The organism is Bradyrhizobium lablabi (assembly GCF_900141755.1).
Lineage (GTDB): Bacteria > Pseudomonadota > Alphaproteobacteria > Rhizobiales > Xanthobacteraceae > Bradyrhizobium > Bradyrhizobium lablabi_A.
Window position 1 is genome coordinate 4,711,808 of the sequence record NZ_LT670844.1, and the last position, 22,839, is coordinate 4,734,646.

The 22,839-nt window shown below is 61.3% G+C and carries 24 protein-coding genes; 6 read left to right on the forward strand and 18 right to left on the reverse strand.

The window, feature by feature from the left end:
- Positions 1–62: 62 nt before the first annotated feature.
- Genes B5526_RS21870 through B5526_RS21885 form a run of 4 tightly spaced genes read right to left on the reverse strand, consistent with a single transcriptional unit; the run spans position 63 to position 5,067 of the window.
- Positions 63–1,151 (reverse strand): lipocalin-like domain-containing protein, encoded by a 1,089-nt coding sequence (locus B5526_RS21870; RefSeq protein WP_079541511.1) that lies wholly within the window; start codon positions 1,149–1,151, stop codon positions 63–65.
- Positions 1,141–3,603 (reverse strand): ABC transporter permease, encoded by a 2,463-nt coding sequence (locus B5526_RS21875; RefSeq protein WP_079541513.1) that lies wholly within the window; start codon positions 3,601–3,603, stop codon positions 1,141–1,143. Before B5526_RS21875 ends, B5526_RS21870 begins: the two co-directional genes overlap by 11 nt.
- On the reverse strand, positions 3,600–4,253 hold the full coding sequence (locus B5526_RS21880) for an ABC transporter ATP-binding protein (protein WP_079545176.1): 654 nt from the start codon (positions 4,251–4,253) through the stop codon (positions 3,600–3,602). The genes B5526_RS21875 and B5526_RS21880 overlap by 4 nt, the downstream gene beginning before the upstream one ends.
- 40 nt (positions 4,254–4,293) lie before the next feature.
- Positions 4,294–5,067 carry a class I SAM-dependent methyltransferase gene (locus B5526_RS21885; protein ID WP_079541515.1) on the reverse strand — a complete coding sequence of 258 codons (774 nt, stop codon included), beginning with the start codon at positions 5,065–5,067 and terminating at the stop codon, positions 4,294–4,296.
- Between B5526_RS21885 and B5526_RS39470 the strand changes: the two genes are divergently transcribed.
- Together B5526_RS39470 and B5526_RS21890 are read left to right on the forward strand one after the other, a co-directional pair.
- Positions 5,066–5,200: a hypothetical protein gene (locus B5526_RS39470; protein ID WP_283807537.1), complete on the forward strand. Its 135-nt coding sequence runs from the start codon at positions 5,066–5,068 to the stop codon at positions 5,198–5,200. The two genes, B5526_RS21885 and B5526_RS39470, sit on opposite strands and share 2 nt — an antisense overlap.
- Positions 5,201–5,325: 125 nt before the next feature.
- Positions 5,326–6,600: an MFS transporter gene (locus B5526_RS21890; RefSeq protein ID WP_172842081.1), complete on the forward strand. Its 1,275-nt coding sequence runs from the start codon at positions 5,326–5,328 to the stop codon at positions 6,598–6,600.
- Between the two features lie 186 nt (positions 6,601–6,786).
- Here the strand turns inward: B5526_RS21890 and B5526_RS21895 are convergent, their stop codons facing one another.
- The 11 genes from B5526_RS21895 to B5526_RS21945 all read right to left on the reverse strand — a co-directional run bounded on the left by B5526_RS21895 (position 6,787) and on the right by B5526_RS21945 (position 15,256).
- Positions 6,787–7,350 carry a hypothetical protein gene (locus B5526_RS21895; RefSeq protein ID WP_244562025.1) on the reverse strand — a complete coding sequence of 188 codons (564 nt, stop codon included), beginning with the start codon at positions 7,348–7,350 and terminating at the stop codon, positions 6,787–6,789.
- Between the two features lie 52 nt (positions 7,351–7,402).
- Entirely contained in the window at positions 7,403–7,792 is a 390-nt protein-coding gene (locus B5526_RS21900; RefSeq protein ID WP_079541519.1) for a DUF2147 domain-containing protein, read from the reverse strand.
- Positions 7,793–7,820: 28 nt separating this feature from the next.
- Entirely contained in the window at positions 7,821–8,582 is a 762-nt protein-coding gene (locus B5526_RS21905; protein WP_079541521.1) for a hypothetical protein, read from the reverse strand.
- A 20-nt stretch (positions 8,583–8,602) separates the two neighbouring features.
- Positions 8,603–9,490, reverse strand: coding sequence for a MipA/OmpV family protein (locus B5526_RS21910; protein WP_079541523.1), 888 nt, complete (start codon positions 9,488–9,490; stop codon positions 8,603–8,605).
- Positions 9,491–9,631: 141 nt separating this feature from the next.
- Positions 9,632–10,243, reverse strand: coding sequence for a class I SAM-dependent methyltransferase (locus B5526_RS21915; protein WP_079541525.1), 612 nt, complete (start codon positions 10,241–10,243; stop codon positions 9,632–9,634).
- A 131-nt stretch (positions 10,244–10,374) separates the two neighbouring features.
- Positions 10,375–11,034, reverse strand: a complete 660-nt coding sequence (locus B5526_RS21920; protein ID WP_244562026.1) for a tetratricopeptide repeat protein — start codon at positions 11,032–11,034, stop codon at positions 10,375–10,377.
- Positions 11,035–11,085: 51 nt separating this feature from the next.
- On the reverse strand, positions 11,086–11,859 hold the full coding sequence (locus B5526_RS21925; RefSeq protein ID WP_079541529.1) for an SDR family NAD(P)-dependent oxidoreductase: 774 nt from the start codon (positions 11,857–11,859) through the stop codon (positions 11,086–11,088).
- Positions 11,849–12,517 carry a TenA family transcriptional regulator gene (locus tag B5526_RS21930; protein WP_079541531.1) on the reverse strand — a complete coding sequence of 223 codons (669 nt, stop codon included), beginning with the start codon at positions 12,515–12,517 and terminating at the stop codon, positions 11,849–11,851. The genes B5526_RS21925 and B5526_RS21930 overlap by 11 nt, the downstream gene beginning before the upstream one ends.
- Positions 12,518–12,529: 12 nt before the next feature.
- Positions 12,530–14,038 (reverse strand): AMP-binding protein, encoded by a 1,509-nt coding sequence (locus B5526_RS21935; RefSeq protein ID WP_079541533.1) that lies wholly within the window; start codon positions 14,036–14,038, stop codon positions 12,530–12,532.
- A complete protein-coding gene (locus B5526_RS21940) occupies positions 13,998–14,627 on the reverse strand; it encodes a thermostable hemolysin (RefSeq protein WP_079541535.1) in 630 nt (209 codons plus the stop codon). Before B5526_RS21940 ends, B5526_RS21935 begins: the two co-directional genes overlap by 41 nt.
- A 161-nt stretch (positions 14,628–14,788) precedes the next feature.
- Positions 14,789–15,256, reverse strand: coding sequence for a sterol desaturase family protein (locus B5526_RS21945; RefSeq protein ID WP_079541537.1), 468 nt, complete (start codon positions 15,254–15,256; stop codon positions 14,789–14,791).
- Positions 15,257–15,702: 446 nt separating this feature from the next.
- Here B5526_RS21945 and B5526_RS21950 point away from each other — a divergent pair, with 446 nt between their 5' ends.
- Positions 15,703–16,425, forward strand: a complete 723-nt coding sequence (locus B5526_RS21950; RefSeq protein WP_079541539.1) for a response regulator — start codon at positions 15,703–15,705, stop codon at positions 16,423–16,425.
- A complete protein-coding gene (locus B5526_RS21955) occupies positions 16,422–17,672 on the forward strand; it encodes an ATP-binding protein (protein WP_079541541.1) in 1,251 nt (416 codons plus the stop codon). Before B5526_RS21950 ends, B5526_RS21955 begins: the two co-directional genes overlap by 4 nt.
- Before the next feature lie 165 nt (positions 17,673–17,837).
- Here B5526_RS21955 and B5526_RS21960 read toward each other — a convergent pair whose 3' ends face one another.
- Complete coding sequence (locus B5526_RS21960) at positions 17,838–19,559, reverse strand: N-acyl-D-amino-acid deacylase family protein (RefSeq protein ID WP_079541544.1); 1,722 nt, start codon at positions 19,557–19,559, stop codon at positions 17,838–17,840.
- A 93-nt stretch (positions 19,560–19,652) separates the two neighbouring features.
- Positions 19,653–20,891, reverse strand: a complete 1,239-nt coding sequence (locus tag B5526_RS21965) for an MFS transporter (RefSeq protein WP_079541546.1) — start codon at positions 20,889–20,891, stop codon at positions 19,653–19,655.
- 165 nt (positions 20,892–21,056) lie between these two features.
- Here B5526_RS21965 and B5526_RS21970 point away from each other — a divergent pair, with 165 nt between their 5' ends.
- Positions 21,057–22,346, forward strand: a complete 1,290-nt coding sequence (locus tag B5526_RS21970; RefSeq protein WP_244562027.1) for an ATP-grasp domain-containing protein — start codon at positions 21,057–21,059, stop codon at positions 22,344–22,346.
- Here the strand turns inward: B5526_RS21970 and B5526_RS38465 are convergent.
- Positions 22,334–22,492, reverse strand: coding sequence for a hypothetical protein (locus B5526_RS38465; protein ID WP_172842082.1), 159 nt, complete (start codon positions 22,490–22,492; stop codon positions 22,334–22,336). The genes B5526_RS21970 and B5526_RS38465 overlap by 13 nt on opposite strands.
- Positions 22,493–22,583: 91 nt before the next feature.
- Between B5526_RS38465 and B5526_RS21975 the strand changes: the two genes are divergently transcribed.
- Positions 22,584–22,826: a hypothetical protein gene (locus B5526_RS21975; protein ID WP_079545179.1), complete on the forward strand. Its 243-nt coding sequence runs from the start codon at positions 22,584–22,586 to the stop codon at positions 22,824–22,826.
- The last annotated feature ends 13 nt before the right edge of the window (positions 22,827–22,839 follow it).

The following is a 22,839-nucleotide window of genomic DNA, read 5'->3' on the forward strand; positions in this document are numbered from 1 at the left end:
AGAAAAAAGCTAACAGCGCCGTCATTCCGGGTTCGCTTCGCGCCCCGGAATGACGCCGGGCCTCAATAGCCTGTCATCTCCAGATATCCAACGCCGCTGTGGCTGCCGCCAAAACTGATCGGGCCTTCCCAGTAGGGAAAGCTCGTTCCCATCCAGCTCTTCGCATTCAACGGGACGGATGCAATCGACAGCTTAAGGCGGGGGATCGCGATGTCCCAGTCAACCGGAATCTGGCGGCCTGCGACCTCGACCGAAGTCTTGGGTGTCATGTGGATATCGGCGGACGCGATTTGTTCGGTCTTGCCGTCCGGCAAAATCCAGTTGCCGGATGCGTAATGGTTGCTGTCGGTCTGGCGCAATCGAAATAGCATCAGCTTCTCGCCCGAAGCGAAATGCAGCGAGAACCAGTCCCATCCGGTTTGATCCGACGCCAGCGGCTGGCTGCTCCATTCGCGGTCCATCCAGGCTTGGCCTGAGACCCCAACGGGCTTGTCGTCGATGACGATGCGGCCGCTTGCCTTGAAAAAAGGCTGGCTGAAATAATACGAGGCCTGTCCGCGATCGGATTTTTTGCTGTAGCCGGCCGCGCCCTGCAGCACCAGCGCGTGATCGGCATCGAGCCGCAGCGCATAGACAAAATCCGCGCCGGATGCTTTCAATTCAAGCGGCGCAATCATGTCATCGCGCATCGGCTCAATCCCGCGCATTTCCCAGGCATCGATCCAGGCGAGAAAAGGTTTTGCCTCGACCCCGGCCTGGCCGATGCCGCCGCGGGCAAATTTCTCGCTTGCACGGTGGGTGTCGCCGCGCGTGACGGCCGCGTGGGCCATCCATACCTGTTGATTGGCCCAGCCTTCCTGTTGCGCGCCCGGCCGCATCGCCTGACGAAACAAGGTCCACTGCGCGCCATAGGCCGCGCCGCTCGTATCCGTCAGATTAGCCGTCACATACCACCATTCGATCCGAAACTCCGGATGCGGGCCGTGATCTTCCGGAAAGCTGAAGATCTTGCCCGGCGTGACCGGCGCAAACCCTTCCCCGCTCATGCCGAGCCCGGCAAAGCCCTGCGCAAGCGCGCCCTTGCCGCCTAGCCCGGCAAGCGCAAGGCCGGCCGCAAAGGCGCGGCGGGTTATTTGAGGGTTACCGCTCATTGGCAAAAATCTTGACCAGGTTCGCCGGCTGCATGCGCGCCAGTCGTATGACGGGAAGCAGCGCAGCCAACAGCGCCGCCGCCATCGCCACGCTCAGCAATTCGATCAATTGCAGCGGAAAGACATGAAACGGCAGCCGCCAGCCAAAAGCCTTCACATTCACCACCGCGATCAGGCACCAGGCCACCAATAGACCGAGCGGCAGCGCCAGCAGGGTGGTGATCAGCGCCACCGACATGGTCTTCAATAGTTCGATCGCCGCCAGCCGGCGCCGGGTGATTCCGATCGCCCAGAGCGGCGCAAGCTGGGGCAGGCGGGAATTGCTCAGGGTCAGCAGACTGGTCAGCAGCGCCACACCGGCGACCCCCAGGGTAAAAGCGTTCAACGCCGCGGTCACCGCAAACGTCCGGTTGAAAATCCGCGTCGATTCGGCTTTCAGCGTGGCCTGATCCAAGAGGTTGCGGCCATCGAGACCGAACTTTTCCTGCAGCGACGATATCAACGCCGGCACCGCGGGCGGTGCCACCCGCAAACCCAGTCGCGTCAATGGAATCCCGGGAAAACGGCGGGTCAACGCCGCGAAATTGACGGCGATCTGTCCCTTGGGATTGCCGTAATCGGCGTAGATGCCGACGATCTTAAGCGCCCAATTTCCGCCCGGCGCGGGCACCTCGACGGTATCGCCGATTGCGAGGTTTGAGCGCCGGGCCAGTTGCTCGCTGATGAAACAGCTATCGCCGGGACGAAGGCGGATCCAGGCGTTGGCGCTTGCCTCCAGCAGCGGCCAATGATCCCGCAAGGTGGCGCTGTCAGCGAGACCCAAAACTTCAATCGGGGCGCCATTGATCTGCGCCTCGGCCCGGCCGCCGGGGAGGATCGCCTCGACCTCGGGACGCTCGCGGAGCCACGCCCTGATCTCGGCGGCCTGCGCATTGTCGGCGGCGTTGACATAGACATCCGCCGCCAACCGTCCGTCCAGCCAACTGACAAACGTTCGGCTGAAGCTTTCGACCATGGTGCCGACCCCGACATTGACCGCGAGCGCCAGCAACAGTGCCATCAGCGCCAGCGACAATCCCGAAAGCTGCTGCCGGCTGTCGGCCCAGAACCATATCGCGAGCGCGCGATCGGCGCGCCGCTGGCCGAATGACAATACCAATTCCAGGATCGCGGGCAGGCCGAGCGCCGCGCCCAGCAGCAAGGCCGCCAGCACGGCAAACCCTGAGACCAGCGAATCGCCGTACCACAACAGAAGACAAGCGGCGACGAGCACGGCGAGCGCCAGCGCGCTTTGGAAAATCAGCCAGCGCCTCTGTGCTTGTTGCCAGGCATAGGGCTGGGCTGCCGCCAGCATGGGAAGCCGGATCGCCTTCAAAAGGCTGGTGGCCGCCGCCACCAGCGCGCCGGCGACGCTGATGAGCATTCCGGCGATCCACCATTCGCCGCGCAGCGTCAACTGACCGGGAATTTGCGCACCATAGAGCCCGCGCAAGGACGCGGCGACGTCGGGCAGCAACGAGGCCGCAATCAAATAGCCGCAGACCAATCCCACGATGCCCGCCGCAAGCGCCAGCGATACCAGTTCGGCCACCAGCACGGCGTTGAGCATGCGGGCCGACACGCCGCAGGCGCGCAGGGTTCGCAGCATCGGCAGGCGCTGTTCGAATGCCAGACCAATCGCGGAATTGACGATGAACAGTCCGACCACAAATGACAGCAGGCCGAATGCGGTCAGATTCAGGTGAAAACTGTCGGTGAGGCGCGCGAGATCGGTCTCCGCATCCGGTTCGACCAGGCCGAGCTTGTCGCCTACAACGCTTGCTAATGGTGCGCGCGCGCCTTTGGCCTTGCCGAGCAAAAGCCGGGAAACCTGATCCGGCATTTTGAGAAGCCGCTGTGCGATGCCGATATCGACCACCACCACGCCCGGCACCAATTGCGGTTGCACGTGCAGCGGCGGCAGCACGGTACCGTCGCTTGCGGCCGCCGTTGCGCCTTCCGGCAGGTTGAGGTCGGTCAGCGTCTCCGGCGCTACCAGCATTTCGCCGGGCGGGGTGACGAAGGATTGCAGGCCGGCTTTTCCAATCGCCGGCGCATTGCCGACTTCCGCGGGGATGGTGACCGGTTCGATCCCCAATAGCCGAAGCGGCCGGCCGCCGATTTGAATCCGGCCCTCGAGCACGGGCGACACCGGCCAGCCGGCGCGGCGCAGGTCGACAAAGAGCTTTTGCGGGAACGTCGTTCCTTGACGACCGACCAGCGTGGCGGTTCGCGTGCCGCCGAACGCGGCCGCCGCGCGGTCGTAACTCAATCGCGCCTGCTGGTTCAGCGCCTGCACGCCGCTCCACAGCGCGGTCGCGCAAATCAATCCGATCAGCAAGGTCGCAAGCTGCATCGGATGCCGCCGCCAATGGCTGAGGAGTACCGCCAGAATCCATACCACGCGGCTCATGCGATCAGCCCCGCATGAAGATTGATCTGCCGGTCGAGGGTCGCGGCAAGCCGCACGGAGTGCGTCACCATCAGGAAACCGCAGCCGGTCCGCGCCACCAGATCGCGCGCCAGCGCGAGAACGCCGTCCGCGGTTGCCTCGTCGAGATTGCCGGTGGGCTCGTCGGCGAGCAGCAACAGCGGTTTTATCGCAAGCGCCCGGCCGATCGCGACCCGCTGCTGCTGGCCGCCGGACAATTGCTCGGGATAGCGCCGGAGCAAAGCGCCCAAGCCCAGTCGCTCCACCAGTTCGCCATGCCAGGCGGCATCGTGACAGCCGGCGATGCGCGATTGAAATGCGAGGTTATCCTCAACCGTCAGGCTCGGGATCAGGTTGAACTGTTGAAACACCAGCCCTAGCCGGTCACGCCGCAGCGCCGCGCGGCCGGAATCGGAGAGATCGGTCAGGGACGCGTCGGCGATCCTGATCTCGCCGCCATCGGGTCGATCCAGCCCCGCGATCAGATGCAACAGCGTGCTCTTGCCGCTGCCGGATTCTCCGGTCAGCGCGACGCGCTCGCCGGCGGCGATGCTCAGATTGACGCCGCGGAGCACCTCGATCTGCTCTCCGGCGGAACGATAGGTCTTGGTCAGATCGCGAACGCTCAGCACGATGGGGTTGCCGTTTGCCATCCGAAGCCGGCGCGATGCATCACAGGGGCTTCTGATATTTCAGCACGAATTCATCGACCGGGACCGGCGGATGGAATACCGCTGCGTCCCGCGGATCTTCGGGATGGCGCAGGAAATCGGCTTCGCTCACGAGCTTGAACCCGGCCGCCTCGATCTCCTGGCGCAGCGTGCTTTCTTCGATGCGATGCAGGGTTTTGCCGACATTGGTGCCATCGCCGGGGCGCGCCGAATGGTCGGCGATGACCAGGAAGCCACCGGGCTTTAGCGCTGCGAACATCTTCTTGTTCATCACGGCGCGATCGACGGCCATGTAGGTCACGTCGTGATAGGCAAAGAAAAACGTGATCAGATCGAGCCCATTCACGTCCGGCGGGATGGGATCGTCGAAATTCCTGACGACATGGACGACATTCTTCATGGCGGGCTTTTGCGCGCGGATATCGAACTTGTCCTTGACGAAGCGCTCGATGACTTCAGCCGAATCCTGCGCATACACCACGCCATCCGGCGCTACCGCACGCGCCAATAACTCCGTGCTGTAGCCGGCGTTGGCGTCCATATCCAGCACCTGCATGCCCGGCCTCGCGCCGGTGAAGGCGAGCATCTTGGCGGGCTGCCGGCGCAGATCGGTCTGCCGGTCGGCATCGCTGCGGTCCGGCGCGGCGACAATGGCTTCGTAGTCCGGCGACTTGACGCCCTCGGCCGCAATTGCGACCGAACCCCATCCCCCGAGCATGGCAAGCGAGGCAAGCACGCCGATCAGGTTCGCGCGGCGATGGATCGATCCGGTCATGAAAATCCCCTGGCAGGTTGTCGTGGAGCATAGCAAGACCATAGCCGGAGATCACCGTCCCAATCGTGACGGCGACGCGATCGTGATCCGGTTGCAGGAGGTTTCCGGCACAGCGTCAGACGGCATTCCGTAGGGCGGATATCAAGTTGCAGCGCACGCGTGGGAGCCAAAATGGCCAGTTGCATTGCCGCTCGCCCCACAGGTACCATTGGGAGGGGGCCTGCCAACAGAGCAGCTAACGATAATCCGGGAGAGACCATGACCACGCAACCGACGCCCAAAGGCGCCTGGAAAATCACATTCCTGCTGTTTCTCTTCATGCTGGTCAATTTCGCCGACAAGATCGTGGTCGGACTCGCGGGTGTGCCGATCATGACCGAGTTGAAGCTCGAGCCGGATCAGTTCGGTACATTAGGCTCGTCGTTCTTCCTCCTGTTTTCGATCTCGGCGATCGCGGTCGGCTTTATCGTCAATCGCGTCGCCACGCGCTGGGTTCTGCTGGTTCTCGCGGCGATATGGGCGCTGGCGCAGTTCCCGATGGTTGGAACGGTCGGGTTCACGACGCTATTGATCTGCCGGGTGATCCTTGGCGCCGGCGAGGGTCCGGCGGCGTCGGTCGCGATCCACTCGGTCTACAAATGGTTTCCCGACGAGAAGCGAGGGCTACCCACCGCGATCCTGTCGCAGGGATCTGCATTCGGCGTGATCCTCGCGGTGCCGTCGCTGAACTGGCTGATCGTCAATTATAGCTGGCACTACGCGTTCGGCGCGCTCGGTGTCGTCGGCCTGTTGTGGGTCGCGGCGTGGCTGGTGCTGGGCAAGGAGGGTCCGCTGGTGCAAACCGTCGCGACGGGGACCGCCGAACCCCGGATTCCCTATTCCCGGCTTCTGACCTCGCGGACCTTCGTCGGCTGCTGCGCGGCGACATTCGGCGCCTATTGGGCATTGTCGCTTGGCCTCACTTGGTTCACGCCGTTCATCGTCAAGGGGCTCGGTTTCTCTCAAACCGACGCGGGCTGGATTTCGATCCTGCCATGGGTGTTCGGCGCCGTCATTGTGCTGCTCACCGGGTGGATTTCGCAGGTTTTGATGGCGCGCGGGGTTTGCACCCGCAACGCGCGCGGGGTGCTCGGCTCGGTCCCGCTGATTGTCGGCGGATCAATCATCGCGCTGCTGCCGCATGTCCAGGGCGTCGGGCTGCAGATCGCGCTGCTGGTGACCGGCTCCGGGCTGTGCGGATCGATCTATGTGGTCTGTCCGCCGATGCTCGGCGAATTTACGCCGGTGTCGCAGCGCGGCGCCGTGATCGCGATCTATGGCGCGATCTACACGCTCGCCGGCATCATGGCTCCAAAGGTGATGGGCAGCGTGATCCAGGGCGCGGCGGTGCCGCTCGACGGCTACATGACGGGCTTCACCATCAACGCCGTCATCCTGGTGACGTCGGGATTGCTCGGCCTGTTGCTGCTGTGGCCCAACACCGAGCGCGCGCGGCTGATGGGCGAGGAAGTGACGCAGCCGAAATTTGCGTGATTCGCGCTCCGGTAGTCCCGGCCAAATACTCCCCTGGTCGTCCCCGCGAAAGCGGGGACCATAACCACCGATGTTGGTTGTTGCGGAAGCGGTCTACCCCATCGCCCAACTGATAAGCCGCGGCGTATGGGTATCCGCTTTCGCGGGGACGACGAATACATACAATTGGACTCGAGCGCAGTCTGTTCATCGGGCGTCTCGGACAAGATCAATCGAAACGTGCGAGACCCAAGCTCCCGGAGAATCCATGACGAAGGTTTGGTGATTGCCTTTGGTATTAACGGTCAGCAAGGCGGTGATCGTGTCACCCTCGACTTTTGCTTCGATAACACCGTTGACGTTTTGGCCCGAAACCTTGCCGCCCTGACGATACTGGCTTTCAAACCAATTGCCCGAAAGCACGGTCCCGTTTTGATCGATGTTGGCATTCAAATCCATTTTGTAGGCATCGCTGGCGCAACGCACGTTCATTTTCACGGATTGGCCCGCGCTTTTGACAATGTAGTCAACTTTGCACCGGACGCGTTCGCGCGGCCCATTCGAGGGCTTCATCATGCCGCTACCCGACCATGAACCAGCCACGTTATCGAAGCTCTGATCGGCGTGAGCCGGAGACATGGCAAGCATTGTTATCAAAAGGGAGCATTGCAATACGGAATGAAGGATTGTTCGATTGCGACACATTGATCTTGTCCTCACCAGCGCGACGATCGTCGTCCCTCGGCGCATTGCATCAAAGAATCCGATCATTTTGTTGGCGTTTCTGTTTCCAATTGCTCGAACGGTGTCGGCCGGGTGCGCCTCAAGGCACTCTCTTCCAATTGGCCGACTTGCAGATCAGTCCGCCGGCGATGCAGCCCGAAGTGGTGAGGGTAGAGCCTTCAACAGACATTTTGCCTGAATAGGTTGACCCGGTGTCGGAGCTGGCGGCTTTGCCGGTCCAGGAATTAGCTCCACTGGGCCGCACGTCGAAGAACAGCCGCTTGCCGACTTTGGCATTCAAATCCGAACCGGGTTTCAGCCACACAACGTCTCCGCAGATGGCGTTACCACACGGTCCGAACCTGACTTGCTCATCACCACTGTCGCGTAACCAGGTGCCGAGAATTTCGTCTGCGAGTCCGAGACTTGTGGTCAGCAGGAATACCGTCGAAGCCAAGCCGAGACCCAAGCCGAGACGCAGAATTTTCATCCCAATCTCCTTACGTTGTTGCTTCCGATTAACGAACATCCGCGAGATGCATGTCGCTCAGGGTTGACGAAAGGCTGCGTGCGATCAGGTCGGTGATCGCCCCGTGCAGGTTCTCGTTTCGGGCGGGCTCGCCTGAACTCGGCGAGAAACTCTCGTCGACCAAGCGGCTTGGGCCGGTGAGCCCGACCGTCCCCGCATTTTCTAACGGCGGGGCAACCATTTTCTCGATGACGTCGAACGACTTGCCGTCGTACACCCTGATCTCGTAGAGCACATGGATCTGGTTGTAAGACGCGAGCAACGTGCCGTAACTGACAAAACCGATGCCTTCGACCTTTCGCGCACCGCTGCCGAAATTGGATTTCGCCTTGGTGATGACGATGTAGGCGTCAAGCCCCTGGGGCGTCACTTCGGTCTTAACGAGTTTCTTGAACGGATCGCCACGGACGAGATTGACCGGCGCAACCGGCGAATCCTTGATCGCGGCAAAGGCGGCGCGCGGATAACTGACCGGTTGCACTTGAAAACGACCGCTCAACGCCGTGGTTGCTTGCTGGACGATGAGGTCATCAAGGCCCCAGGATCCGATCGGAAAACTCTGATTGGCGTTATTCAGGCCGGTCAGTCCCATCCTTGCAAACGTCATCTCGTCGCCGACTGCCGAGATGATGCCGACGGTCTTGACCGCCTGCAGTTTCGTGTCGCGGGTGGCAAACATCGCGCAGCCGCCGAGGCTGACGGCTACAACAACAACCGCCGCGAGGTTCGCGTATGGACTGCTGCGGCGCATGGCGTGGCGATCCTGTCGGCCTATCGTATTTTGACGTCGAATGAATAGGAGGCGCCGATGCCAACCGTCGTCTGGTTCGGTGAGCCTCGAACGGTCACCAGAGGGCTTTTGGCGGCGTCGCCGAGCAACCGCTGGTACTCGACATAGGCATGGACTTCCCATTGCGGATCGATCCGGTAGGACACCTGGGCGCCGGCGCCGGCCGAGTGCGCGCCGCCCTTGGCGTTGAATATCGGCAGCCCGGTCGCCATCGCCTGCGCGGCGTCGATGCCAAAATAGGGCGAGGTCGCTTTGGTGGTTTCCCAGGTGAAGCGCGGTCCGGCCGAGACCGTGAAGCGCTGAATCACCGGCACGATGAAGTCCGCCGAGAGGTCGGCAACGACGCCCTTGTGGCCGCCAATACCCTGGCGGAGTTCGCCGCGCGTGCGGAACCAGTCGACCGGATAATATTCGACGAAGCCGCCGAGTTCGATCGTGGTTTTGACGTCGCCGAGGCCATTCAGTTCGGAATAGCTGTTGGCTTTTCGTGACGACACGAACTTGCCGGCGGGGCCGGCCCGAAGGTCGCCAAAGTCGATCAGCGCGATGCTTGCGCTGTCGCGCGGCCCGCGAAACTGGTCCACCGAGCCGGCACGGCGGATGGCAAAAATCGGGACCGGGCTGAGCATGCTCCGTTTGGCGCCCTCGAAATCGGGTTTGTATTCGCCCCCCGCGCCGACCATGACGGTCCAGGTGCCGGACACCGGCGGCAACATCGGCAATTCGAAAGGCGGAGCCGGCAACGTGACCAATGGGTCCGCCGTTGCCGCAGATGGCACGAGTATCAATGCCACCAGCGCGGCGGCCCGGAGAAGATCGTGTTGCTGTTGCCGAGGAGCGGTATTGGCTGGAAGAACTGTCTTGCGCATCTCTCTTACCGGCAACAGAGCTGAACGGAACTCGTTGTTGCCGGTCGTTTGCGACCGAAGCTTGTTCCCGACCTCGCGCTTTGTTTCCCAACGTTGCCCAATCTATTCAGTTCATTCGATCAATCCTGCGGACGTCATATTTCACGGTGCCAACGCCGCGATGCCGTGCATTGCATCGGACCGTATCGAGCGCGTGGACTTTTCGGCGACGGCGATCAGGCCTTTGACACCGAGCGCGAGCTCGGCATGCATGATGGTTATGTGCGAACGGCTAAATCCAGCGTTCTCTAGAAGACGGGCAAGATCGTGTGCGTCGAAGGTTCGGTGTGTCTCGGGTCCGGCAAACGGCCATTTTTCCATCGTCTCCCGCGAAGTCACGTAGATGACGAGACGGCCGCCCGATCGCAGCACGCGGTAGACTTCTGAAATGTCGCGGCCGTCGGTGTCGAAGAAGTAAACAACGTTTACCAGCAAAATTTTGTGGAACATCTCGTCGATCCAGGGCAGCGGCCTGAAGTCTCCACGCACCAGCACCATTCGACCCCGGGATATTGCCACCTCATTCATGCGTTTGGCTTGCCCGAGCATCCGGGCCGATTGGTCCACGCCGTAGACCCGGGCGCCGTGGGCACGCGCCGCGATGGTTCGGAGACCCCAACCGGGGCCAAAGCCGAATTCAAGGACCGTCTCCCCTGGCCTGGGGTCGAGGGCATCGATAGCCAGCCGGTTTGGCTCGTCATTGATCCAGGCCATCAACCATCCAACCACCGATCCAGCAACGCCTCTCGGGTTTCGCAGCTGACAACCAAGGGCGTGCCACAGCCGGTCGATCACACGCAAATGCGGCTTTGCAGCTGTGATCGCGGACTCGCGGCGAGGAGGTTTCACCTCTTTTCCTCGATCTTGGCTATCAGTTCTTCGATCACGAGCCGCCGGTTTTTGTCCCAGAGCGGACGATCCGGATGTTGTGGTATCTTGAGCGCATGTTGAAAGACTTCGATGGCCTTCGGATATTCATTTTGCGTGTAAAGGAAGTCGCCATAGAAATACCAGGCATCCAGCCCATTGGGCGCAAGCTTGACGGCTTGTTCGAGCAATTGCCGAGCTTTCGCCTTGTCGCCAAATCCGATCGGAAAGCCGGGAACGCGGTAGTACAGAACGCCGAGGCTGGTCGTCGCGCCGGCATCCATCCTCGCGGGATCCATATTGTAGGCCTGTTCGAGGATGTCGCGGGCGCGCTTGGCAAAGCCGAGCGCATAAAACGTGCTTGCCAACGAGGCGCGCTCGCTCGTGATGATACCGTCCCAAATCAGCGCTTCCGGTATCCCGGGAGAGTGCGCGGCTACTGCGTCGGCTTCTTCGCCAAGCGCATTCATTTGTTTGGTTTGCTCGTCGCCTTCGGGAACGCCGAACTTGATCGTCTCCCATTTAGTCTGCAGGCGGCGGACGTCGGGTGACAAGGCGTCCGCAGCCTGGCTGGAAAGCGTGTAGGGACTTGCGACGAGCAGGGTGATCAATGACAAAAGCGATATGCGGGATTTCAAGGTTATGGGTCGCCTTCTCATCTACGCGAAGTGTCTCTTTGCGGGCTGGCTTTAATGGGAGGGTGCTTGCCGTGAGAGCGCCCAGTCGATGATTTGCGGGAAGATGCGTTGAATGAGGACGTAGAAACGTTCCGGTGCCGGCGCGTAGATGGAATCATGGCCGCGTGCGACCGACTTCCATATTTGCCGGGCGACCTCTGCGGGAGCGTCGACGCTCATCTTTGCATGTGCGATGAGTTCGTCGAAGGCGACGGACGCATCGGTCCGGGTTGCCCGCGGCGCCGCATAGGTGACGCCGATACCGGCTTGCCTCCATTCCCGGCGCAGCGCATTGGAAAATCCGCGCAAGGCGAATTTCGAGGCGGAATAGCCGGAGAACAGCGGATAGGCGATGTCGCCAAAAACAGAACCGATATTGACCACCCTCGATGGTCTTGCCGCGAGCAGCGACGGCATGAGATCGCGCGTCAGCGCGATCGGCGCGATGACATTGGTGCGAAATGTTCTGGCTATCGCGTCATCGTCGAATTTCTCGATGGCGCCGCCCTCGACGACGCCGGCGTTGTTGACGAGCACGTCCAGGGCCTTCCATTGGTCGCTGATAATCTCGACGATCCGGCGGCGGTCTTGCGGATTTGTGATATCCGCCGGAATGATCAGATGCTCACTCCCCTCGCCGAGCAGCACGCCTGTTGCCTCAAGTGCGGTCTCGCGCCGACCACATAGCGCAACGATCATCCCGCGTCGTGCCGCCTCTACCGCCAAAGCGCGCCCGATCCCGGAGCCTGCTCCGGTTATCAGCACGCATTTTTGGTCACGCAGCATGGCTCAGCTCCGCCCGAGCGCCGAGGTCGTGAAAGATCGAGCCGTACAATCGGTAGAAGATCGCGGCGTTGTCGATGATGATGCGTTGGGTGTTCCGGTCATCGAAACCATTGACCAGCTTTCGGAAGAACGCGACGTGTTCGCTGTCAAGCGAGCCGTGAGTCCGAAGATAGCTAAATCCGCTTTCGCTCTCCAAGCCGAGAGACGCTTTCATGACGTCGGCAAGTTGGTCTGCCAGCAATACCGACATCCCTTCCAGAACATGCACGCTTCCGAGATATGCGTAGGAGCTGATATGTTCGATGGCGTAATAGGCGTATCCCACCATGATCCGGCAGGCCTGCCCCGCCTGGCCATCGCGTACCGCATCGGGATCGCCGCCAAGTGCCCGGATGTCGTTGAGAATCCATTTCTCATGACCGCGCTCTTCCTCCATGTATTCGACCAGCGCGTCCTGATAGCGTTCGTCCGAAGTGCGTGACGCGGCCAAAGCCAGCAGCGGAAACGTATGTTTGACATGGTGATAGGCCTCGGCCAGGAAATCGAGGTAGAGGCTGCGAGGCGCGCCGTTCCGCAGCGTGTTTCGCACCAGCGGAATGGCGAGAAAAGCCTCACGGCTGTCGGCGGTCTCAGCGACCAGTTGCTCATAGAAGCTCATCGTTGGGCCCTTTCAGATTGGAAGCGACGTCGGGACAAGAGGCGTGCGCGGAGCGGCCGCTCTATCCAGGATGAACTTGGCAATGTTTTTTCGAACGGGTCGTCCATTGCTGAGCAATTGATGGTTCAAAGCTTGTTCGAAGGAAACGATGACGTAAGCGCGTGGCACTGCATATTCCGGTGCGTCAGAACAGCAATCGGACAGCAGCTCCAGGATATCGGCGCGACTGGCCGAGGCGAACCAAGCTGCACCTTGAGCAGAAGGGATAAGCAACACGGTCAAATAGGGCTCGCCGTGACCGGCGACAGTACAGAGCGCAATGCGTGGATCGGCAAGCAGCATTGTCTCGATCCATTCAGGGCTGATGTTTCTACCGAATGAGGTGACGATGAGACTGTCCTTGCGTCCGTGCACGGTAAGGAATCCGTCGCGATCGATCTCTCCGAGGTCACCGGTGCGCCAGGGTCTCTTGGCGGGTCCCTGCCCCAGGTAACCGTCTGTGATCGAAGGTCCGTCGACTACGATCTCTCCCTCATCGATCGACACCGACAGACCGCTCAACGCTTCGCCAACCGTGCCGGGGCGCCGTTCCTTCGGTTGGTTGAGGGTAACAACCGAGCAGCATTCCGAAAGTCCGTAGCCTTCGTGCACGGGGATTCCCAGGCGCCAGGCGGCATTCGCAATTTGCGTTGGGACCGGCGCGCCTCCCACCGCTACAAATCGAAGCGAAGACGGCGCGGCCAGGCCGACGGACTGGAGCTCCCCGACCCAGTGCTTCAGCAATTGCGGCACCAGCACGCTCGTAGTGGGACGATGAATTTCGAATGCCTTCGCAATCCCGGTCGCGCTGCCGCGACCTATTCGTTCGGCTAGGCCGGTTTCGAAATGGACATAAGCCCCAAGCGATGCTGGAATAAAGATCGAACAGATCGTCTCCAACAGCAGCGGCAACGGAAGCAACGAGAGATATGAGTCGGTCGCGCTTGCCGCGGTCGCAGATGCCAACGCGGCGGCCGACCACGCGATTTGCCCACTTTGATGGCGGACACCTTTCGGTTGACCTGTGCTGCCCGAGGTATAGATGATCTGACCGAAGCCATCGATCGCATCCGGCAGCCCCGCTCCCGCCCGATGGATGTCGATAACATTGGTCGGTACGCCCGATTGAACGGCCAGTGGTGCGGTTTGTTCGGAGGCCAGAACAAGCTCGACCGATGCATCGCGAACGACGTGGCCGAGTTGCGCCGGGCTAAAGAAAGTCGGCAACGGCACTACGATTTTGCCGGCAAATGCGCAGGCGAGCTGGGCGATGACCCAGCCAAGCCCGTTTGGAGCGTAGATGCCGACGGTTCGAGGCTGACCCTTAAGGTCGGCCGCGAGGCTCGTCACTCTGGCAAGGAGTTCGCGGCGGGACAATTGACCGTGCTGGTCGCTTACCGCGATCAACTCGCCCGCCTCTGACACATGGCGCCGCATCGACTCAAATAGTTGCCGCATACTGCTCCCTTCTTTGAGGGCCATCACCGCTCATCTTTGGACGTCGGCTGGCAACGGCATATACCTTCGGCTGGCAAGCGTAGTAGGTGCCCCATCGCTCGGAATCCGCGATGCGATGACGGTCGGCCTCACCAAGCAAGGTCAGTGCGACGCCAAGGCGGCTGACCAAGAGGTGAAGACGGCGCGTCAGTGTAAAGAAAGACCATTCAAATCCGGCCCTCTCACCAAAGCTGCCGATTTCCGCGATGAACTCTGCCGTCGCCAGCGGTGCCCGGCTGGCTAGCGTCGTCACTTCAAAGATTGCGCTCCGATTGACGGTTCGCGCCGATATCGCGCTGACGACGTCTTCGACTGGCGTATCGAGGTAACGTTCGGAGAAGAATCCATCATCCAGGAAACGAAGCCCGGCCGCACAGAGAATCTCGTCACGATGATCCAAAAGGGCGATTATCCGCGACGGGAAAGTCTCAAGCCGTGCGCCATATCGAGCCTCGTAGGTGTCCTTGATGAATTCCTCGGCTGGACGCCTGAGAGCATCATCATTTGCCAGAAGGGCTGTCTTCATCTCGCTTACCGGCCACAGGATCGGATCGATCCCGTTGTTGCCGATCATTTGCGCCCGAAGCTTGTTCCGAAATTTGCAGCTCTATTTCCGAATGTTGCCCGACGTATCCAAAGCCATCTAGTCGGCGCGATGCGGACACATTGTGCATCAAGGCTTCGTGTTGTCGGCGTTACCTTGAACTTTCGCTATCCCCTAGAGCTTGCTCGGCATCACCGGAGCATCGTACCGAACGCGCGATCCCAGAACTTCGTCGTGACGCCGTAGTTTCGGTTCGCGAACCTGTGGTGGTCGAGGTGATGTTTCAGCAGCGAAGCCGGCAGAATCGTGGGACTGTGATGGGCGCAATAATGGACCGATAGATACCAGCCGTAGGCGACGAGAACGCCGGCCAGAACGGCGCCTCCCGCCGCCAGATAGGCGAATGCGAATGCGAGCCATATTTGCCAGAACACCTTGTCGATGCCGTCTTGCGGGCGGGCGTGATGTTTCCCGTGTTGCACCGGGGCAATGGCATGCAACACAAAGCGATGCGTGATGTATTCCGCCAACGTCCACGCCGCGAGACCGCAGCAGAACAGAAGCGCGGCAAGGGAAAACTTAAGCGTCGAGGCAGCCAGCAAGGTGATTGCCAGCGCAATCGCGAAAACAAGCTCGCCAACGTAAATGGCGGCCGTCATGGTGGGCACCAAACGCGCGGCCTGGTCCCAACATCTCCTGCCATTTAGCTCAGCGCAAATGGTCGTTCACCGCTTCGCGGCCCACCTGCGCCACCGATAATGTGAGCGGTTGGTCCAATGAAATCGCCGCGGATGCGTCGTTTTGGTGGTCGCAGACAGTCAGAAGGAATTTTACCAGCGCCCAGACGAGAACGCGCTTTCGGCTTCCGGTAAAACCAGACATGACTGCTCACCTTCGCGCTGCCAACGGAATATCCGAAGCGCTGATGCCAGCCGTCTAACCGGCGGCAATCTCCAAAATAGGGCCATCCGTGTCCGAACGTTGCCTAGGGGCCGCTGCAATATGTCTCAATGTTGCTGGAAAGGGCGGTTTGACTGCTACCGCATTGAAAGCCATGGGTAATTGCTTTATTCGGTCCAACACAGTTTCGATGAGGACGTAACGCGTGCACGTCGAACCGCACATCTTGATTGTCGATGATGATCTGCAAATTCGAAAGCTGCTTGGCCGGTATCTGGCGGAGCAGGGGTTTCGGGTGACGCTGGCGTCCGACAAGCGCACGCTTGAGGCCGCGCTGGAATCCAACGACATCAAGCTGATCGTGCTCGATGTCATGTTGCCGGACGGATCAGGCCTGGAAATCTGCCGGGACATGCGAGCCCAGAACTCGCATATTCCGATCATTCTTCTCACCGCATTGAAGGAGGACGTCGACCGCATCATCGGCCTCGAGATCGGCGCCGACGATTATCTCGGCAAGCCGTTCAATCCGCGGGAGCTTGCGGCCCGCATTCGCGCGGTGCTTCGTCGTCAAAGTGAGGCGGCCAAGATTGTGCATTCGCCGCAGGAATACCGGTTCGAGGGTTTCAAGTTACAGCCGGGATTGCGTCGGGTTCTGAACGCGAGCGGCGGGCTGTTGGAGCTGACCTCGGCCGAATTCGATCTCTTGCATGCGTTGGTGGCGCGCTCGGGGCGAATGCTGTCGCGCGAATATTTGCTGGATGCGACCAAGCGCGGCGATGGCGATGCCTTCGATCGCTCGGTCGACGTGCTGTTGAGCCGGGTTCGCCGCAAGCTCGGCGACGTCGAATTTCAGCTGATCAAGACGGTGCGAAACGGCGGCTACGTATTTACCGCGAATGTTGAGAAGATTGGAGCGGGCGAATGAATTCCCTGAGGGCTCGCATTGTCCTGACGCTGTTCTTGTCGATCATCTGCGTCGTCGTCATGGCGACCGCAACCTTATTTTTGGCGCGGCAGGGGCATGCCCAAAAGGAACAAAGGGATTACGCCCAATTGGTTTCCGAGGCGATCCTGCTGATCTCGCCCTTGTTCGGTGGCGACGAAAACGACAGGCGCTCGCATTTGGGATCGGGCCCCGTACCAGGTCAGCCGCGCCCGGAATTGACGAACCTGCTGCAATCTCAATTGCGCAACGCAGGATCTGATCTAGTGGTTGTCGTAACACAACCGACTGAAACCCCTCACCCGTTTGTGTCGATCAAGCTGAAATCGGGCTGGCTTGCACTTCCGATACCGGAGCGTCATCGCGGAGAAGTTCTGTACGCTCTCGCCAGCTGGTTCTTGCTGGTCGCCCTCGGAACCGTCTGTGTGGCGGTGTGGTTTGCCCACCGCATCACCCGCCATCTCGCGGTGCTGGAGCGCGTCGCGGCAACGATTGACGCCGACGGCGTTATTCCGCGATTGCCGGAAACTGGACCAGCCGAACTGAGGGCAACCGCGCGCGCGCTCAATACCATGACGGCGAGGTTGAAAAACGCTGCCGAAAGCCGGATGCGATTGGTCGCAGCCGCTGGCCACGATCTGCGTACGCCGATGACCCGGATGCGGCTGCGAGCCGAGTTTCTCGACGAGGAGGATCGGTCGATGTGGCTGAGCGACCTCGAGGAGCTCGACCGCATCGCCGATAGCGCAATCCAGCTGGTGCGCGAAGAAACCCAGCGGGAAACAAGCCAGTTGGTCCGGGTCGACGAAATCACCAGCGAAATTTGCCAGGATCTCGCAGCAATGAAGGCGTCGGTGACGATTATGAAAATGGAGGCGGTGACAATTTCATCGGCGCCATTGGCGCTGACGCGGGCCGTCAGAAATCTCGTGATCAATGCGGCAACGCATGGCGGTGGCGCCTTTGTCACGGTAGGTCTGGAAGACAACGCTACCGCCTCGATCATTATCGAGGATGAGGGGCCCGGCATTCCGGACCAAAGCATGTCGCGGGTATTCGAACCCTTTTTCCGGGTTGATCCGGCGCGGCGCAAGTTTGGAGCTGGTGCAGGCCTTGGCCTGGCGATCGCCAAGGAGATCGTCGAACGTCACGGCGGCAAATTAACCCTGCAGAACCGCTCGCCGAGGGGACTGCGGCAAAGAATAAGTTTTCCGGCGTGTTTTGCGTGAGGGGCGCGGTGGCCGGACAAATACTCCGCTGTCGTCCCTGCGAAGGCAAGGACCCATAACGACAGCGGCCGATTGTTACAAAGGCAACTAACCCCATCGCCCCACTGATAAGCCGCGGCGTATGGGTCCCGGCTCAAGGCCGGGACGACACTGAATGTATGTTGCCTACTGCAAACTGCCCTGTGCGCCGCGCACCAGCCGGCCCGGACGGGCCCCGGTGGGGCTGCCGCCGCGTTGCGTCACCACGCCCGAGACGATGGTTAAATCATAGCCGTCGACCTGCTGCAGCAGGCGGCGGCCGCCGACCGGAAGGTCGTAATGCACCTTTGGCGGGTGCAGATGCAGCCGATCGTAGTCGATGACATTGATATCGGCCTTGTAGCCGGGCGCGATCACACCGCGGTCGTAGAGTCCGACCGAGCGCGCGGTCTTGCGCGACTGCGCCGCCACCACGAAGGGGATCGACAGCTTTTCGCCGCGCTTCCTGTCCCTTGTCCAGTGCGTCAGCAGATAGGTCGGGAAACTGGCGTCGCAGATAATGCCGCAATGGGCGCCGCCATCGCTCAGTCCCGGCACGGATAGCGGATCGCGCAGCATCTCGTGCACCGCATCGAGATTGCCGTCGGCGTAATTGAGGAACGGCACGTAGAGCATGCCGCGGCCGTTGTCCGACAGCATCGCGTCATAGGCAAGCTCTTCCGGCTGCTTTCCCTGGCGGCGGGCCTGCGCGCCCAACGCATTCTCCGGCGGCTGTTCGTAATCCGGGGGATCGCCGAGCAGATACATCTTGTCGTAATTCGGACGGAAGAACAGCGGATCGTCGGTCGCGGTCGCCGTCTCGCTTAAGATGGCCGCGCGCATCTCGGGCTGGCGCAGCCGCGCCACGCGCTCGGCCAACGGCAGTTTGGCGATCTCTCTGTAGCTCGGATGGGTCTGGAACGGATTGCGGGACAATTCCAGTCCGAGCAATAGCCCGACCGGGCGCGCGGCGATCTGCGCGGTTATCGAAAGCCCGCGCGCGGAAGCCTCGTTGATGCTGTCGAGCGTCTGGCGCCAGCGCCGCGGCGCCCGGTCGGCCTGCGCCACCGAGAACGAAATCGGGCACCGTGTGTTCTCCGCCACCCGCAGCATCATCGGCAGGTCTTCTTCGATGCTCGCTTGATCGAGCACAAACTGAAGCACGCTGCGGCCGACCTTGTGCATCGCTCCCGCAATCGCGGTCAGCTCATCCTCGCCGGCCTTCAAGGTCGGCGTATAGTCGCCGGTCGAGGTGCGGTGGTTGAGGGTGCGCGAGGTCGAAAATCCCAAGGCGCCGGCGCGCACGGCATCGCCGGCGAGCGCGGCCATCGCGGTGTTATCCTCCGCCGTTGCGGGATCGCGGCGCGCGCCACGTTCGCCCATCACATAGACGCGGAGCGCCGCATGCGGCAATTGCGCGCCGATATCCATGTCGAAATTTCGCTGCGACAGCCAGTCCATGTAATCCGGAAAGCTCTCCCACGCCCACGGGATGCCGGCGCTGAGCACCGGCTCGGGAATATCCTCGACGCCTTCCATCAATTGGATCAGCCGGAAATGATCGTCCGGCCGGCAGGGTGCAAAACCGACGCCGCAATTGCCCATCACTGCCGACGTGACGCCGTTCTGCGAGGAGGGCGTGATGTCGTGGCTCCAGGTGACCTGGCCGTCATAATGGGTGTGCAGATCGACAAAACCCGGCGCGACAAGCTTGCCACGCGCGTCGATCTCATCCTTGCCCTTGCCGGCGACGCGGCCGACTTCGGCAATGCGGCCGTCCTTGAGCGCGATATCCGCTTCGAACAATTCGCCGCCTAGACCGTCGGCAATCGTGCCGCCGCGGATCACGAGGTCTGGATTGTCAGCCATGACGTTTCATCCCAAGGTTCGTTTCATCCCGAAATTCGCTGTTTCGCGCATCATGGGTCCTGCCTCGATGCTGTCAACTGCCGCTTGTGCGGTTCAGGGCTGCATCAGCCTTGCATCGGATGCTTCGGAACTCCGTTGCGGCTTGCGGTCGGTGACAAGCGCCAGCAGGACCGTGAGGATCATGAATATCACGGAGGCGCCAAACACCCAGTGCGGGGCGTTCTGGTCCATGATCCAGCCGAACAATAACGGACTGACAATGCCGCCGAGGTTGAAGCCGGTGGTGACGATTCCGAAGGCCCGCCCGGCCGCGCCCGCGGGTGCGGCGTGGCGCACCAGCATATCGCGCGAGGGGGCGATCACGCCGCCGAGGAATCCCGCCATCCCCATTGCCGTCGTTAACAGCAGCGAAGGTAGCGTGACAGTCGCAATGGCAAGCACGATGGCGGCGTTGACAGCGAAACAGCCGGCGGCGACTTGGCCGTGGCGCCTTGTACGGTCGGCAAGAAAGCCGCCCGCCAGCACCCCAACAGCGCTAAAGCCGAGAAACGCCGTCAGCGCGAAATTGGCGTTCGAGAACGACGCGCCGTAACCGCTCATCAGCGCCACCACGCCGAAATTGCCGATCCCGGCATTGGACAGGCTCAGCAGCATGAAGAAGATCGTCAGCACGATCAGGGTCGGCGTGATGATGCTTTGTGGCGGTACCCGCTCGCCGTCGTTTCTGCGATCGGCGGCGCTGGCATCTGGAATGCCGACGGCGGCCAGCAACAGCGCCACCAGCGGACCCACGGCGCCGGCCACGATCAGGGCGCCATAGCCTCCGGTCATCGCAACCAGTGCGGCCACGATGGCGGGCGCGACCGCGCCGCCAAGGTACCCTGCAAAGGTGTGGATCGAAAATGCGCGGCCCATCCGCGCCTCATCCATATGGGCCGACAGGATCGCATAGTCGGCCGGATGATAAACGCTGTTGGCGAGCCCCAACAGCACTGCGCTGGCGATCAGCCAGCTGTAACTGAGATGCAGGCCGAGCATGATCAACGCGAAGCCGCCGAGGGTAAGGCCCATCAGCAGGATCTTGCGAGCGCCGATATGATCGGCAAGATATCCCATCGGCGCCTGGGTCAGTCCGGAAACAGCGGCGAATACGGTGAGCGCAAAGCCTAGCTCGATGTAGCCGACGCCGAGCTGCTGTTTCAGAAACGGGAACAGCATCGGCAGCGCCATAAAATGGAAATGACTAACCCAATGGGCCGTCGAAATCGCAGCCAGCGTCCGCAGCGATGCGTCGGTTTTTGCTTGTTGCGGTGCGGCGAGAACGTCGACCATGTCAGATTCAAAACCCCGTTGCAGTGACGGCCCGGCAAGGCCCCGCGAAATTACCGGCTGGCGGTTATTTGTCCATGAATGCCGCTGCATGGCAGCCCCTGCGAGCCGCGCCGCAACGGCAGCAATGCGTCATTAAATCGAGAGACAAAGCCGCTGGAGGCGGGAATGATGCCCGACATGGCCGTTTCAGCGCATGTTGTAAAGCCGCTCCGGGTGCTCCTGTCGGAAGGAAACAGCACCTCGGCGCGGGAGGCGATCACGATCCTGGGGTTGGCGGGTCATATCGTCGAGGTCTGCGATCCCAGCCCCTATTGCTTCGCGCGATTCTCGCGCTTTGTCGCCAAATTCCATCGCTGTCCGTCCATGCGCGACGATCCCGCCGGCTTCCTTACCTTTGTCGAGAAACTGCTTGCCGCGCGGCATTTCGACGTGCTGCTGCCGATCCACGAACAGGGATTTTTGTTCGCGCGGGTTGCGCCGTGCCTGGCGGACCGCGTCGGACTGGCGCTGCCAAGTTTTGCCAATTATCGCACCGCGCACAGCAAGGTCGGATTCAGCCGGCTGCTCGATCGATTGGGCCTGCCGCAGCCACCGACGCGCATCGTGGAATCCGAAAGCGAGCTGCGTGACGCCGTCCGGTTCCCTGCTGTCGTCAAGACGTCCGTGGGCACCGCAAGCCGCGGCATCTGGTTTGTACGCAACGACGGCGATCTGGAAGGCGCGCTGCGGGAGTTGAATGGGCAAGACCTAAGCATTCGCGGCGCGTTCGCCGACGAGGTGCTGGTGCAGGAATTCGTCGCCGGCACGACGGAGAAGGCGCAAGCCGTGTTTTGCCGCGGCGAGTTGATTGGCTTTCATGCCTTTCGGCAGATCGCCGGCGGCGCCGGCGGCGGCGAGGCGATCAAGCAAAGCGTCAGCCGGCCCGAAATGCGCGGCTTTGTCGCGACGATCGGCCGGGAACTGGCCTGGCATGGGGCGTTGTCGGTCGATTACATCATGGCCGATGATGACACCGCGCCGCGCCTGATCGACTGCAATCCGCGATTGGTCGAACCGATGAGCGCCTATCTCGCCGGGCTCGATCTCGTATCGTTATTGCTTCGCGTCTCGCAAGGTGAGGTGCCCGCGTCAGCCGGCGAAAGCCGCGCCGGCGTCCGGACCCATCTTGCGATGCAGGCGCTCTTGGGATGCGCGGCACGCGGCGGCACGCGGCGCGATATTTTCCGCGAATGCTGGCGCTTGTTGACCGGCGCCGAACCCTATGCCGACAGCGCCGAGGAATTGACGCCCGTAAGACGGGATTGGGTCAGCGCCGTACCGCTGACGATGGTGGCGATATTTCTGCTGATCGCCCCGCGGCGGGCGGCGGCTTTGGCACGAGGCGGCTGGGGCGCACATTTGCTCGATCCCAAGAGCATCCGGCGCATCGCGAGCGAAGATTTCTATAACGGCTGATCGTCCTCGCCGTAGCGATCGCGTTTCGGCGTGGCGATGTCGCCATCCTCATAGTCTTCGTCCTCGGACGGTTTTGGCGGCGGCGGCTTCTTTGGCTGGCTCTGATCCTTGTCGGGACGGTCGCCCTTCTTGCCGGTTCCACCCATGTTGTTTCCTTTGAATAGTCGTAGCTCAAACAATCTTTGCTGCCCTTTTTCGGACGTTCAGTGTAAAGCGATGCGCAACCAGGAGCTAAGCATGAAAAAGCCGAAGATCGAGACCGAAGAGCCGCCGCCGCGCAAAGTGATTCGCGCCGATAAAGCACCGACCAACGGCTATTCGCTGGTGGTCGATGGTCACTTCAAGTCGCACCATGATACGGTCGAAGCCGCCGAAGAGGCGGGCATGGCTTTGAAAAATCAGTTCCAGATGCTTCAGGTACAGGTTTACGACGCCGCCACCAAGACCCGATCGATGATCGAGTGGCCGGCGCCGGTATAAGCGCCATAACGAA

Coding starts and splice junctions, on each gene's coding strand:
- B5526_RS21910 (WP_079541523.1), bottom strand. CDS start 9,490: ATGCGCAAGACAGTTCTTCCAGCCAATACCGCTCCTCGGCAACAGCAA.
- B5526_RS39470 (WP_283807537.1), top strand. CDS start 5,066: ATGAAAATCCCCTGGCAGGTTGTCGTGGAGCATAGCAAGACCATAGCC.
- B5526_RS21885 (WP_079541515.1), bottom strand. CDS start 5,067: ATGACCGGATCGATCCATCGCCGCGCGAACCTGATCGGCGTGCTTGCC.
- B5526_RS21915 (WP_079541525.1), bottom strand. CDS start 10,243: ATGGCCTGGATCAATGACGAGCCAAACCGGCTGGCTATCGATGCCCTC.
- B5526_RS21960 (WP_079541544.1), bottom strand. CDS start 19,559: ATGGCTGACAATCCAGACCTCGTGATCCGCGGCGGCACGATTGCCGAC.
- B5526_RS21975 (WP_079545179.1), top strand. CDS start 22,584: ATGAAAAAGCCGAAGATCGAGACCGAAGAGCCGCCGCCGCGCAAAGTG.
- B5526_RS21955 (WP_079541541.1), top strand. CDS start 16,422: ATGAATTCCCTGAGGGCTCGCATTGTCCTGACGCTGTTCTTGTCGATC.
- B5526_RS21935 (WP_079541533.1), bottom strand. CDS start 14,038: ATGGCCCTCAAAGAAGGGAGCAGTATGCGGCAACTATTTGAGTCGATG.
- B5526_RS21945 (WP_079541537.1), bottom strand. CDS start 15,256: ATGACGGCCGCCATTTACGTTGGCGAGCTTGTTTTCGCGATTGCGCTG.
- B5526_RS21965 (WP_079541546.1), bottom strand. CDS start 20,891: ATGGTCGACGTTCTCGCCGCACCGCAACAAGCAAAAACCGACGCATCG.
- B5526_RS38465 (WP_172842082.1), bottom strand. CDS start 22,492: ATGGGTGGAACCGGCAAGAAGGGCGACCGTCCCGACAAGGATCAGAGC.
- B5526_RS21875 (WP_079541513.1), bottom strand. CDS start 3,603: ATGAGCCGCGTGGTATGGATTCTGGCGGTACTCCTCAGCCATTGGCGG.
- B5526_RS21870 (WP_079541511.1), bottom strand. CDS start 1,151: ATGAGCGGTAACCCTCAAATAACCCGCCGCGCCTTTGCGGCCGGCCTT.
- B5526_RS21930 (WP_079541531.1), bottom strand. CDS start 12,517: ATGAGCTTCTATGAGCAACTGGTCGCTGAGACCGCCGACAGCCGTGAG.
- B5526_RS21900 (WP_079541519.1), bottom strand. CDS start 7,792: ATGAAAATTCTGCGTCTCGGCTTGGGTCTCGGCTTGGCTTCGACGGTA.
- B5526_RS21905 (WP_079541521.1), bottom strand. CDS start 8,582: ATGCGCCGCAGCAGTCCATACGCGAACCTCGCGGCGGTTGTTGTTGTA.
- B5526_RS21940 (WP_079541535.1), bottom strand. CDS start 14,627: ATGATCGGCAACAACGGGATCGATCCGATCCTGTGGCCGGTAAGCGAG.
- B5526_RS21895 (WP_244562025.1), bottom strand. CDS start 7,350: ATGATCGGATTCTTTGATGCAATGCGCCGAGGGACGACGATCGTCGCG.
- B5526_RS21970 (WP_244562027.1), top strand. CDS start 21,057: ATGATGCCCGACATGGCCGTTTCAGCGCATGTTGTAAAGCCGCTCCGG.
- B5526_RS21890 (WP_172842081.1), top strand. CDS start 5,326: ATGACCACGCAACCGACGCCCAAAGGCGCCTGGAAAATCACATTCCTG.
- B5526_RS21925 (WP_079541529.1), bottom strand. CDS start 11,859: ATGCTGCGTGACCAAAAATGCGTGCTGATAACCGGAGCAGGCTCCGGG.